The 12925-nt window shown below is 36.7% G+C and carries 14 protein-coding genes; 9 read left to right on the forward strand and 5 right to left on the reverse strand.

Features of this window, described 5'->3' with window-relative positions; all coding sequences use genetic code 11:
• Window positions 1-39: 39 nt before the first annotated feature.
• The gene (locus tag ODR02_RS09085) at window positions 40-300 is read right to left on the reverse strand and encodes a hypothetical protein (protein WP_331835347.1); all 261 of its coding nucleotides are present in this window, start codon (window positions 298-300) and stop codon (window positions 40-42) included.
• A gap of 441 nt (window positions 301-741) precedes the next feature.
• On the opposite strand from ODR02_RS09085, the gene ODR02_RS09090 reads away from it, so the two are divergent.
• A complete protein-coding gene (locus tag ODR02_RS09090) occupies window positions 742-2097 on the forward strand; it encodes a lipase family protein (RefSeq protein WP_309512228.1) in 1356 nt (451 codons plus the stop codon).
• Between the two features lie 81 nt (window positions 2098-2178).
• Here the strand turns inward: ODR02_RS09090 and pyrH are convergent, their stop codons facing one another.
• Window positions 2179-2886, reverse strand: coding sequence for a UMP kinase (gene pyrH, locus ODR02_RS09095; protein WP_105682522.1), 708 nt, complete (start codon window positions 2884-2886; stop codon window positions 2179-2181).
• 167 nt (window positions 2887-3053) lie between these two features.
• Between pyrH and porQ the strand changes: the two genes are divergently transcribed.
• The 5 genes from porQ (at window position 3054) to ODR02_RS09120 (ending at window position 6146) form a co-directional block, all read left to right on the forward strand.
• Window positions 3054-4046, forward strand: coding sequence for a type IX secretion system protein PorQ (gene porQ / locus ODR02_RS09100; protein WP_209784640.1), 993 nt, complete (start codon window positions 3054-3056; stop codon window positions 4044-4046).
• Window positions 4047-4128: 82 nt separating this feature from the next.
• Window positions 4129-4803, forward strand: coding sequence for a (d)CMP kinase (gene cmk / locus ODR02_RS09105; protein WP_105682524.1), 675 nt, complete (start codon window positions 4129-4131; stop codon window positions 4801-4803).
• Between the two features lie 95 nt (window positions 4804-4898).
• Window positions 4899-5249 (forward strand): YtxH domain-containing protein, encoded by a 351-nt coding sequence (locus ODR02_RS09110; protein ID WP_105682525.1) that lies wholly within the window; start codon window positions 4899-4901, stop codon window positions 5247-5249.
• 84 nt (window positions 5250-5333) lie between these two features.
• A complete protein-coding gene (locus tag ODR02_RS09115; protein WP_209784642.1) occupies window positions 5334-5642 on the forward strand; it encodes a phage holin family protein in 309 nt (102 codons plus the stop codon).
• Between the two features lie 3 nt (window positions 5643-5645).
• Window positions 5646-6146: a phosphoribosyl-ATP pyrophosphatase gene (locus ODR02_RS09120; protein ID WP_209784643.1), complete on the forward strand. Its 501-nt coding sequence runs from the start codon at window positions 5646-5648 to the stop codon at window positions 6144-6146.
• An 80-nt stretch (window positions 6147-6226) separates the two neighbouring features.
• Here ODR02_RS09120 and ODR02_RS09125 read toward each other — a convergent pair whose 3' ends face one another.
• Complete coding sequence (locus ODR02_RS09125; protein WP_209784644.1) at window positions 6227-6952, reverse strand: TrmH family RNA methyltransferase; 726 nt, start codon at window positions 6950-6952, stop codon at window positions 6227-6229.
• On the opposite strand from ODR02_RS09125, the gene tamL reads away from it, so the two are divergent.
• Complete coding sequence (tamL, locus tag ODR02_RS09130; RefSeq protein ID WP_309512229.1) at window positions 6938-9547, forward strand: translocation and assembly module lipoprotein TamL; 2610 nt, start codon at window positions 6938-6940, stop codon at window positions 9545-9547. The genes ODR02_RS09125 and tamL overlap by 15 nt on opposite strands.
• On the opposite strand, the gene ODR02_RS09135 is transcribed toward tamL, so the two are convergent.
• Together ODR02_RS09135 and ODR02_RS09140 are read right to left on the reverse strand one after the other, a co-directional pair.
• Complete coding sequence (locus ODR02_RS09135; protein WP_408915355.1) at window positions 9544-10101, reverse strand: SanA/YdcF family protein; 558 nt, start codon at window positions 10099-10101, stop codon at window positions 9544-9546. The two genes, tamL and ODR02_RS09135, sit on opposite strands and share 4 nt — an antisense overlap.
• A 56-nt stretch (window positions 10102-10157) precedes the next feature.
• Window positions 10158-11282 carry a ferredoxin--NADP reductase gene (locus ODR02_RS09140; protein ID WP_309512230.1) on the reverse strand — a complete coding sequence of 375 codons (1125 nt, stop codon included), beginning with the start codon at window positions 11280-11282 and terminating at the stop codon, window positions 10158-10160.
• Window positions 11283-11315: 33 nt separating this feature from the next.
• Here ODR02_RS09140 and ODR02_RS09145 point away from each other — a divergent pair, with 33 nt between their 5' ends.
• Both ODR02_RS09145 and ODR02_RS09150 read left to right on the forward strand, forming a co-directional pair.
• Window positions 11316-11876, forward strand: coding sequence for a TlpA family protein disulfide reductase (locus ODR02_RS09145; RefSeq protein ID WP_309512231.1), 561 nt, complete (start codon window positions 11316-11318; stop codon window positions 11874-11876).
• A 24-nt stretch (window positions 11877-11900) separates the two neighbouring features.
• Window positions 11901-12872 carry an iron ABC transporter permease gene (locus ODR02_RS09150; protein ID WP_309512232.1) on the forward strand — a complete coding sequence of 324 codons (972 nt, stop codon included), beginning with the start codon at window positions 11901-11903 and terminating at the stop codon, window positions 12870-12872.
• Window positions 12873-12925: the final 53 nt, after the last annotated feature.

A 12925-nucleotide genomic window follows, 5' to 3' on the forward strand; every position in this document is an offset into this window, starting at 1 on the left:
CTACAAATATAACAAAAAGCCCTTTCAAAGAGAAGGCTGTTATTTAAATAGCCCGATAATAGAAATTACTACAGCTAATAAGCCTACGGTAATACCAATTATTGCTAATCTATCAGATCTATTTGAGGTACTATAAAAATCACAGAAGTCAGTAATCAGAAATATCTTTTTTCGAACAAATTCCCAACCTTGCTTTTTACTTTCTTCTAATTCTGAAAATAAGATTTCTTTGTAATCATATCCGCACATTACCATCCAATCATCATGCTGTTGTTTCCTTACTACATATTTCACTATCATAAAAACATCATCTATCTCTAATATAGTGATTTACTTTTGAACAACAAATAGTTATGTGTAATTTTTTCATTTTTTTGCTGGAAACTGGCGTCTCTTTCTATGACCGTCTCAACATCCAGATCACTATTTCACAATAATGATTGTTTTCGAATAATAGCTATTTCCAACATGATTTTGTGTACTTGCCTTTTCTTTGAAACAAGAAATTTGTTTTTACCTAAAAACTCAACAAAAGCAAAAACTTCGGGTACAAACACCTACCGAATATTTTGGTTATTTCTACTTAGTGTGATTTCATTTTTTCTAGCTTCCTTTACTATGTCTTTTAAACAGAACATTAGCAGGTATTTGAGTATAATATCTGGAAGGCAAACAGAAAGTCTCAAAGAAGACATTTTCTTATGAACTAAAAATTTAAAACTAATTTAAACCCATCACATCATGACAAATCCATCATTAGATGCCTATCAACAAGTTTTCGGTATGGCAGGTCTTGCCAACCGTGCCGGAGGCTACAACGGTTTTGGTATCCAGCTGCAGCAACAGCTTCAGTATGATTTATCCTATTATTTTAGCAATGTTCCTCCGGTTAAAATAATGGATCAGAAAACACCTTCCATAGCTAATCCTTCAGCCGTATCGGAATTAGGAAGCTGGGATTTGGTCTGGGGGCCAGCCCTGATCGAAGAGAAAAATGAAAAGGGAGTTCCTACCGGAGTTGCAGATAATGCATTATATGTCGTTAAGTCTAATGCTGTCGCATTTCCCGGAGGACCTACATTGCCTACTTATGTTGTAGCTATTGCTGCTACCAATCCTTCATCACTTTACGATTGGGAAACAGAAGATTTTTCAGTTTCAGAAGTGGTCAACTGGACCACTTATAACCCTTCCAATTTCGCTCCGTCATCTTATAATGGTACAGATCCTTATATTTCAAAAGGGACTGCTACCGGAATTGGTATACTGCTGGGGCTTACAAGTCCTCAATCTGCCGCTTCACCTAATACCACACTGCAACAGTTTATTGCCAGCTTAAATCCGGACCCGAATACAGCCATCATATTTTGTGGACATAGCCTTGCCGGAGCATTATCTCCTACCCTTGCCCTTTATTTGAAAGAGAATAAAGATCTGGATGCTTTCGGGATAACGCTTGTATATCCTACTGCCGGACCAACTCCCGGTGAGGCTGCATTTGCCAATCTGTTCAACAGTAAATTCCCGCCATTGCCTTCAGGGTGGCAGCAACAGACAGGCACTTACCAAAGCTGGAATACCATGCACTGGAATGATCTGGACGTTGTTCCCCATGCATGGCCGGTATCGGAACTGGCAAAAATCGCAACTATTTATGGTCAGGCCCCTACTTATATGACGGCTGCTTTATTAAACGCTTTACAAAAGATGGCAATTAGTGATTCTTCAAATTCAGGAGCCAGCTATACAAGAATACAGAACCAATCGCTTCCGGGGCAACTTCAACACTCAAGTGCCTCCTCGATTAGCATCAAAACACCGCCTGAGTCTTTGCAAGACTATATGCTTCAGTTATCCGTACAGCATGTGGGAATGTATAATGGTATTCCTGCGGCAGGGTCTAATCCACAAGTGAATGGTCTTATTTTAACACAGCCATTACCAAAACCAGATCTGAAACTGGTACCTGGAGTAACTGCTGTTACGGAATTGGAGATGATTCTTAAGATAATAGATCAGATCATTGGGTGGATTTCTTCCCGTTATGTTTTGGTTGAAAAAGAAAATGCCACGCAAAATGCCAGTGTGGATAAATAATTAAGATTAGTGTTAAAAAGAAAACACCTGTCACAATAATTATTGCAACAGGTGTTTTTATATTTTCAGGGGTTACATTGATTATAAATCAACCAAAGTACCTACATTTTCTCCGTCTACGATTTTTTCTAAATTTCCATCCTTGTTCATATCGAATACAATGATTGGCAACTTATTTTCGTGGCTTAAAGTAAATGCAGTCATATCCATTACTTTAAGATTTTTCTCGAATACTTCATCAAACGATAATGAATTGTATTTTACTGCATTAACATTCTTTTCAGGATCACTGTCATAGATTCCGTCTACTCTTGTTCCTTTCAGGATGACATCAGCTCCAATTTCGATGGCTCTTAATGTAGCAGCGGTATCTGTAGTAAAATAAGGGTTTCCTGTTCCCGCTCCGAAGATTACTACTCTACCTTTTTCAAGGTGTCTTACAGCTCTTCTTTTGATGAAAGGTTCAGCCACTTTATCCATTTCGATAGCAGACTGAAGTCTGGTCTTGATTCCTGCATCTTCCAATGCTCCCTGCAAGGCCATCCCATTGATAACAGTTGCCAGCATTCCCATATAGTCTCCCTGCACTCTGTCCATTCCTTTGGCAGCTCCTGCTACACCACGGAAAATATTTCCTCCTCCAATTACGATGGCAACTTCACATCCTTTATCAACTACTTTTTTGATCTCAGCAGCATATTCCTGCAGTCTATCGTTGTCAATACCGTATTGTCTGTTCCCCATTAATGCCTCACCGCTTAGTTTCAGAAGGATTCTTTTATATTTCATCTTTTATTTTTAGTAACTTTTTATTAGTACTGGTTTCCCCAGAATTTGATTTTGCAAATATAATCATTAAAAATATTGATAAAAGAAAAATATTTAAATAGAAATAATGTAAGAAATATTTTGAAAAGTACGAAAAAGGATTATTTTTGCATTAATTATAAATTGAGTTGAAGAAAATTATCATTTTTTCATTATTTCTATCAGGAATTGTTTCTTATGCGCAAACAGGAACAAATGTTTATCCGTTCTTAAATGTGCCTGTATCTGCAAGACAGGCTGCTTTGGGTGGCGATGCAATTTCGATAAGAGATTATGATGTTTCCTTTGCTATTGCAAACCCTGCCCTGTTAAACAAAGATTCTGATAAACAGCTTTCTGTAAACGCAACGGCTTACCTTGCCGATTCGAAATACGGAACTATCGCTTATGCCAAAGACTTTGAGAATGGCCACATGGCTACCATCAATGCTAGGTATATGAGCTATGGAAGTATTCCGAGGACTGACGAAAGCGGTTTCGAAAACGGAGAATTCAAAGCTTCAGATGTAGCCATTGGCGCAGGCTATGCTTACCAGTTTGAAGAAGACTGGACGATTGGTGGAGGTCTTAATTTCGTTACCTCAAAAATTGACAACTATACTTCTTCCGCCATCTCAGGAACAGCGGGAGTTACCTATCATAATAAAAAGACCAAAGAAGTACTTTCCCTGGTGATGAGAAACTTTGGTTTCCAGCTGAAATCATTCAACGGAACAAGAGAAAACCTTCCGTTCAGAGTTGATCTGGGATATACCAAAATTATCAAGAACTTCCCTCTTGCAATCACCATTACAGCACATGATCTTCAGAAATTTGATATTTCTTCAGAATATAATCTGGATGGACAGGAAGTAAAAACCGGAAGAAAAATTGCAGACCACTTTTCATTGGGAGCAGAATTGTTTCCGGAAAAGAACTTCAATATCCGATTGGGTTATAATGTGAAAAGAGGAAATGAGCTGGCTGTTGCAGATCAGAGAAACTTTTCAGGACTTTCTGCAGGATTTGGAATTAAAATTTCCAGATTCCGTATTGATTATGCCCACGTAAGGTATCACAACTCTTCAAATGTCAACCAGATAGGAATTTCCATGGATCTTTCCAGCCACAGAGGAGAGTAATCTTTTCAACTGATTTTTTTAATTATTCCGAAAATTTCTTACTTCCTCTTGATTTTTTAAAAAAAATCTTGAAATTTGCAGTATGAAAAAACCTGTAATTGCTATCGATGGGTACTCGTCTACCGGAAAAAGTTCTATCTCTAAAATCATTGCTGATAAATTGGGACTTATTCATATGGATACAGGAGCACTTTACAGAGGAGTTACCTGGTACGCTCTGCAGCGCTGTCTGAATGAAAATGGTGAAATTGATCTGAATACATTATTTTCTTCTTTTGATCAGATCAGACTTGAATTTAAAAACAACAACGGAACCCTTATTCTTTTCCTGAATGACACAGATATCTCTAAAGAAATCCGTACTAATATCGTATCTGACAACGTAAGCCTTGTTGCCAAACAGAAAGAAGTAAGAGACTTTTTGCTGCAGTCACAGCGCACTTTGGCAGAGAAAGGCGGCGTAATTATGGACGGACGTGACATTGGGACAGTAGTTCTGCCAAATGCGGACTATAAATTCTTCCTGACTGCCAGTATTGATGAAAGAACCAACAGAAGGTTTTTAGAACTGAAAGGCCTGGGAATAGAAGCCGATAAAGAACAGGTAAAGCAAAACCTTATAGAACGCGACAAGATCGACAGTGAGCGTGAAATAGCCCCATTAAAGCAGGCTGACGATGCTATCGTGATTGACAATTCTGAATTAACCAAAGAAGAAACCATAGAACTTATTTTATCTCACATCGAAAAGATTTAACAATTTTTAATAGGCATCAGGCCTCCTTTGGTATACAAATTGCAAGTTTTATTACTGTAAAAACTAATCTATTATTAATTATTAAAAAACTTAAAATGTCTAGAAAAGGAAATAATACAGCAGGTATATTGGCAGGACTTCTTGCAGGTGCTGCGGCAGGTGTAATCTTAGGAATGTTATACGCACCGGAAGAAGGTAAAGAAACCAGAAAAAAAATTAAAAATAAAGCAAATGATCTTAAAGATCAGGCTAAAGATAAATACGGAGAGGTTTCTGAAAAAATGAAAGACCAGTACAGCAATATTTCTTCTACTTTCAAAGAAACTGCAAACAGCGTAGCACATACTGTGAAAGACGGATATGATAAATACAAAGATCAGATTGTTTCCAAAACTGCAGATTTGGCAAAAGATGTAGAAGCGGAACTGAATGATCTGAAAAAATAAAATAAGTAATTTATCTTTTTAAGTAAATTACGGAAAGGAACTTTTGTGCGAAAGTTCCTTTTTTTGTAACTTTAAAAAAAAACAATGATAGAAACTATTAAAGAATACGCCTCCAAGAGAATAGATCTTCTGAAAATTGAAGCGACTGAAAAGTCGTCTCTTTCTGCTGGGCTCATTACTTACTTTGTAGTATTACTTGTTGCTTTTGCTTTTTTTATTATCCTTTTCAATTTTGGAATTGCTTTCCTTATTGGAAAAGCACTGGATAATTACTCATATGGATTCTTAATTGTTGCTGGATTTTATGCGTTGGTAATGGCATTCGTTATTGCCTTCAAAGGTAAAATTGTCAACACTGTTGCAGATCAGGTTATTAAATTTTTAAATCATTAAACTATGGGCAGAAAATACGAGAGCATAGAAGAATTAAGAAGAAAGAAAAAACTGCTTCAAGGTGAAATAAGTGATCTGGAGAATCTTCTTACCTTCAAAAACACGAAGGAAAGCCTAAGTGCATTTACCAATGGCTTAAGTGACCAGTATCTTCAGGAAAAAGTAGATGAAGACGGTGATGAAAAAGTAGTTCTGAGAAAGGATGTCATTGCGAAACAACTTACCTCAGAGGTAAAAGATTTACTGATTAATAAAAATACGGCTGTAGGAATTGCCAGCTCTGCTTTCAAGGGGGGAAATATTACAGACAGCCTTGTTAAGCTTGGTGTTACTGCGATCGTAGGAAACTATGCCAAAAAGAATATGAAAAGCTCCAACTGGAAGAAAAAACTGATTGGCGCAGCATTGATCTACCTTGCTCCTATTGCGCTGAAATATGTCAGAAAAAAAATGGAGGTCTATCAGAAAAACAAAAGTGTTTCAAGTATGGAACAACTTATATAAATGTTAGAGGCTAGAAACTAGAAGTTAGCGTATACTCATCAGTAGTTTATACTCAATTCTAACCTCTAGTTTCTAACTTCTTATTTTGAAAATAACTGCCCTAAAATAATCCCGGCCGCCATAGATACATTCAGGCTTTCCGTAGACTGGGATTTTCCAAACCTCGGAATGCTTATACTTTTTTGTAACAGCTTTTCCGTTTCCGGTCTCATTCCGTTTCCTTCATTCCCCAAAATAAGATTCATCTTTTCCGGTTTCTCAAAAGTATAGATGTTCTCCCCTTCCATATCTGTTCCTATGTTTACATTTTCTGTTGAAGAAAGATATTCCACAAGATCAGTATAAACGACATTCACTCTGGTAAAAGAACCCATTGTTGCCTGAATTACTTTCGGATTGTATACATCTACCGTATCTTCACTACAGATAATCTGTTCAATTCCGAACCAGTCTGCCAGACGTATTATCGTTCCTAAATTTCCGGGATCCTGTATCCCATCCAAAACCAGCTGTATCTTCTTATCTTCCCATTTTTCTTCTTCTGCAAGATAGCATACCGCTACAGAATCTTTTGGTGTTTTAAGAAAACTAATTTTTTTTAATTCATTTTCAGAGATATGGGTCACAAGAGTATCAGTACGGTCCAATTTTTGTGGATCGGTTGACAATATTTCTTTAACTTTAATGTTAGAATTAAAAAGTTCACAAATGATTTTATTACCTTCAACCAAAAACAAATTGTATTTTTGTCTGAACTTCTTTTTATCTAAAGATTGTAAAACTTTTATTGTATGAGCTGTAAGCATTATAAGAATTCTCCTCAAAAATATTATAAAATTATCTCATTTGCAACATTTGTTGGTCTCCTTTATGCTTGTAGTACAACAAAAAAAGTTCCGGAAGGCGAATATCTGCTTACCAAGAACAGTTTAGAGTTCCAGGATAAGAGAGAATTTTTCGATGAAGAACTGAAAGATTACATTCAGCAAAAGCCTAACAAGAAGCAATTTCTTTTCATGCCATTGAGTTTACTGCTCTACAATATGGCGGATACGAAATACGATACAATACTTAATGAATATATGACCTATCCCGGTGAGATGAGAAATCAGAAACTGAGAGACTCTTTATTCCTTAAATATAATATGAAAAGCAGTGTCGGAAAAAGTCTTCTTTTCGATCGTTTACTGCACAATTGGGGAACACCACCGGTAATTCTTGATCAGACAAGAAGTGAAAAAAGTGCGGAGTCTATTAAGAAAAGGCTTACCTACAGAGGATTTTGGGATGCTGATGTAAACTTTAAACACACATTGGATTCCGCGTCCAAAAAGGCATCTGTTAATTATTCTATCAAACATAACGAGCCTACACGCATCAAGGATTATTTCTATAATATTCCGGATCAGGGGATCAAAGGATATTACAACTATAACCTGAACAGAAGCCTTGTGAGATCAGGACAGATTCTTGATCAGACTGTTCTGGAAAGAGAAGTAACCAGAATTACCGACCTGATGAGAGAATTTGGTTTCTATAGATTCAATGCCTCCAATGATGAGGTTTATTTTGTGGCCGATTCTCTTAAAAGCAGAAAACAGGTTCCTTTAACCCTGGAAATTCATAAAGACTCTCTGGATACTCCTTATAAGATAGCCACTTTTGGAAATATTGACGTTGCTATTGTGGATGAACCGGGCGATTATCCTAAAAATACAAAGAAAGACAGCTTAAGGAGAATAAGATTCCATACGATGAATGATAAATACAAACTGTCATCAATATGGAGGGCTATTATTCCGGACAGTAAAAAAGTTTTTGACCAAACGAAACTGGATGTAACCAAGAGAAACATTTTAGCGATGAATAACTTTAGCATCGTTAAAGCAAGAGATTCTCTGAGACAAGGTGGAATGACTTCTCCTAACGACAGTATTGTTGATGTGCTATATGTACTGAAACCCCTTCCGAAGTATGAGCTTAAAGTGGGGACAGATATCAATTATTCTCAGGTTTTAAATCTGGGGATTTCTCCTTCTGTTGACCTTACCACCCGAAATGTCTTCAGAGGAGCAGAAAACCTTTCTACCAGCCTTTCAGGGACATTTGGTTCTATCAGAAGTACAAAAGATATCAGTAAAAGAGTTGCGGCATACGAAATATCAGCTCAGGCATCCCTGAACTTCCCCAGACTGCTGCTTCCTTTTAATTATTATAAGTTTATTCCAAAACGATATACGCCTACATCATCTATTTTGCTTGGGGCATCCATACAGAACAATATCGGTTTGGGAAGATTGATTTTTAACACGGGATTAAACTACCAGGCAAGTGTTAATGATCAGGTATATCATAAGCTTACTTTATTCAATACTCAGGTCAGCCTGACAAAAAACAAAGATGCTTACTATGACTACTTTGTGAATGACGGAAGAGTAAAAGATGAGGTTTTCGGGAATTATTTTATGTTTAACCCAGAAACCGCGCAAACCGGACAAGATTATAGAGATGGAAAGCTGAGTGTAGATGAGGTTTCTAAAAAAATCATTGAGAATGACGCTTACCGTGGAAGTCTCAATCAACAGGGAAGAGATCTTTTAACCGCATTTACCGGAACATTGGTGAACAAAGACAGACAGACGCAGGATGTTCTTATTTCTTCCATGATCTACAATTTTGTTTATAGTGAAATTGGAAAGAAAGAATATCCAAATGCCTTTTATTTTAACGGAAAAGTGGAGCTTGCGGGTAACATCTTAAGTATATTCAATAAAAAAGATAACGGCGGAGGTATTGTTACAGGTCCGCAAGGAACTATTTTCGGACTGCCCTATGCACAGTTTGTAAAATTTGATATTGATACAAGAAAATATTTCAAGTTTAACGGAAACCAGACATTGGTATTACGTCAGTTTATCGGGGTCGGAATACCGTACGGAAACTCTCAGGATATGCCAATCATCAAGTCTTATTTCAATGGAGGTTCCAATGATATCAGGGCATGGGTAGCCTTTGGAGGGTTAGGTCCTGCTGATTCTCAGGTGGATGAGAGAGTACGTACCTATATGACCGATAACTTAAAGCTTACAACCAATATTGAATACAGAATTCCATTCAATAAAACGTATGAAGGAGCATTATTTACTGATATCGGAAATACATGGAGTCTTCGTAATTATAATGATGGGTATGGAGATGAATTTAAATTCGGTAAGTTCTGGAAACAGGTGGGTATCGGAAGTGGTTTCGGACTAAGGTTAAATATTGCCTATGTAACAGCAAGAATTGACCTTGCATACAAGATCTATGACCCGAATAAACCTGAAGGTGACCGATGGAGGTTCAAAAACATCCAGCCTTTCAAACCAACAGTTAATATAGCGTTCGGATATCCTTTCTAATCCGGAGAAACACCCAAAATAAAATACACTACAGCAATCACACGGGCGAGGATTTCCCTCGTCTGGTTTCTGTAGAAGCTCTCAGGTTTTGTGACATCCTGCGCATCAAATCCCAACGCATTCATATCATTATTTCTGGCAAAAAACAATGCCCTTAGATTGTGGTATCCCTGGGAGACGATAATGACATTTTTCTTTTTATAAACATCCTTACAACGGAGAATACTTTTATAGGTATTAAAGCCTTTCGGATCTTCTACAATAATATCTTCCGGAACGCCTTCCTGATTAACCAGATAATTCTTCATGGCACCCGGCTCATTATACCCCTTACTCTTCTCTCCACTCACGATAATCTTTTTGATTTTCCCGTGATGATAAAGAAGCGCAGCGGCATCCATTCTTTTCGTAAAATAAGGATTCGATTTTCCGGATCTCATTTTTGGAGATGTGCCCAGAACGAGTGCTATTTCTCTTGGGGGAATTTTTGAGATTTTAGTATAGGTTCTCCCGTTGGTAAGCCCGAAAACCCACACATTACAGAAACATATCATCAGAATTCCTAATTCCAATGATATAAAACCCAGGTTAAATATGTTCCTAATGACTCTCAACTAAGATCAAAGTTAAGCTTTATTTTTTTACTTTTCACTATAGACATGCAAGCCAATATATGCCCCTGCTCTTCTTCTTTTTCGGTAAGATACTCATTTTCCAACAGTTCCACTTCTCCTTCCTCTAAAGAACATTCACAACTTCCACAGATTCCTGACTTACATGAATAAGGAACCGGAAATTTCTGAATAAGAAGCTGCTGAAGGATTTTATCCTTATTATCAGCAAGATGTGTCGTATATTTTTTTCCCAGCATGGTAAATTCCACTTCTATATTTTCAATCAGAGGAAATTCTTTTTCTACAGGATAAATATCATCATTAAATTCTTCAAAAAGTTCAAAATGAATATTCTTTTTCGGAATTCCGTGGTGGTAGCATGCGTTGGCCAATGTCTTGATCATTTCTCCTTTTCCACAGATCAATACTTCATCTACAGCATCCCAAATGGTAGATTCTTCATCTGTATCATCCAAATGAAGGATCTGATTGATGATAAGATGTAATTTTTTTTCGTCCAGCCTGCCGTAGAAAAACTGATCTGCAGTTTTTTCCTGTGAGAAAAAATAAAATATCTGAAGTCTGTCATCACATGTTCTGGCAAGATTATCCAACTGCTCACGATAAACGAGATCTTCTGAACTTTTATTTCCAAAAAATAAAAACAATCTTGTTCGGGGTTCATTGTGAAGAATATTTTTAAAGTGGCTCAAAATAGGAGTAATTCCTATCCCAGCAGCAAAAGCTACAATAGTCCTGAATTCACTGGGTTTAGATACAATGGTAAACCTTCCTGCAGGTTCACTCACCCACAGTTCATCACCTGTATTATAGTTTTGAAATAACTGAGAAGTCGCGCCTTCAGCAGAATTTATTTTGATCCCCAGACAGATTTTACCTTCATAAGGAGCTGAAGTCATTGAATAATCATTAATAACCTCTTCCCCATGTGATTGAAATCGTATGCTGACGAACTGCCCTGCTTCAAACCTGAAATTTTCCTTTAAATTCTCAGGAATATCAAACTCCAGAGAAAAAGTATTTTTGGTCAGCTCTTCCTTTTTCGCTATTTTTAACGGATGAAACTGTATCAGTTTCCCTTTATAGATTTGTTGTTCCATAACTTCAATTCAAAAATAGATAAAAAATAATTTATGAAGAAGATAATTTTATCCACGTTACTTCTTACTGCATTGTACAGCTGTAAAAAAGAAGGTCAGAAAACTGAAAACACTGTAACTGCAGACTCTGTTTCCGTATCTCAAAATACAGGAAATGAAGGAAGTGCAGCCATTCCCAAAGAATTTTCTCCTGAAAATGTAAGCCGGCATTTAGCAAAAAACAATGATACTCTATATGTAACCAATTTTTTTGCCACCTGGTGCGGTCCATGTATGAGAGAGATTCCAAGTTTTAAAAGTAAAATGGAAGAATTAAAAGGAAAACCTGTAAAGTTCACTTTCGTAAATCTTGATGAAAAGGCAGATTGGGAAGGTGCTGTTAAAAACTTTGCTACTGAAAACAAATTGGGAGGCAGCATTATCTTACTGGATGGACAAAAATTGGATCAAAACTTTTTCCATAACAACTTCAAGCAATGGGATGGAGGTTCTATTCCTTTTACTTTCATGAGAAAAGGAGATAAAACCGATGAATATCTGGGAATGATGACAGAAGATGTATTGAATTCAAAAATCGATTCTTTCCTAAAATAAAATAGACTGAACTCTTTCTGAATCATGTCAAAAAGATTTAAAATCCTGTGTTTATTATTCGTGATTGTCATTATTGCAAGCGCTGTCATTAATCTGAACACAGGATTTTTACATTTAAGCTTCCAGGATTTCTTTCAGGACTCTGCCCATAATCAAATTGCAGAAATCCGTATCAACCGTGTTCTGGTTATGATGCTGGCCGGAATTTCAATTCCTACCTCTGGTTTTCTGATGCAGGAATATTTTCAAAATCCGCTGGCAGGACCTGATATATTAGGAATCACTTCGGTTGCCAGCTTATCGGTTGCCTTTTACATTTTCTTTTCCCATAACATTTTCCTTCCTGAATTTTTACAAAATAGTTTTCTTAGCTTATCTGCTATTGGAGGAAGCTTACTGTTAATGTTGATACTGCTTTCAATGTCTAATAGATTTCAGGACAAATCGTATCTTATTATTTTCGGATTTCTGGTTTCTGCCTTTGCCGGAGCTATTGTATCACTACTTCAGTTTTACGCAGAAAATCAAAGCCTGAAAAACTATATTTTATGGTCTTTCGGAGCGAATAATATGGTAACGAGAAATCAGATTTATGTACTGCTTATATTGGTTTTAATGGGAATGTTTATTTGTTTCAGGGCTATAAAACCACTTATTGGAAATTCTCTCGGCAATTCCTATGCACAAAGTTTAGGAGTAAACCTGAAGCAACTGAAACTCTTAATAATAGTAGCCTCTTCCCTACTTTCAGCCTCTGTTACGGCATTTCTAGGGCCTATTCTGTTTATTGGAATCATTGTCCCTCACTTTTGCAGACTCGTTTATAATCCTTCAAAATTATGGCAGCAATGGATTCTTAATATGTTTCTGGGAATACTGATTATGCTGTTTTTCTCAGTTATTGCAGAAAAAACACAGATCCCTCTGAATGTAATAAGCTCCGTATTTGGAATTCCTGTGATTCTGATGATGCTTTTAAAGCAGAATAAGGTTTAGATCTTTTTGTTGGAAAACGCAAAGGCGCAAGAAACTTTTAAAATCTACATATT

The organism is Chryseobacterium sp. CFS2 (assembly GCF_036543225.1).
Classification (GTDB): domain Bacteria; phylum Bacteroidota; class Bacteroidia; order Flavobacteriales; family Weeksellaceae; genus Chryseobacterium; species Chryseobacterium culicis_A.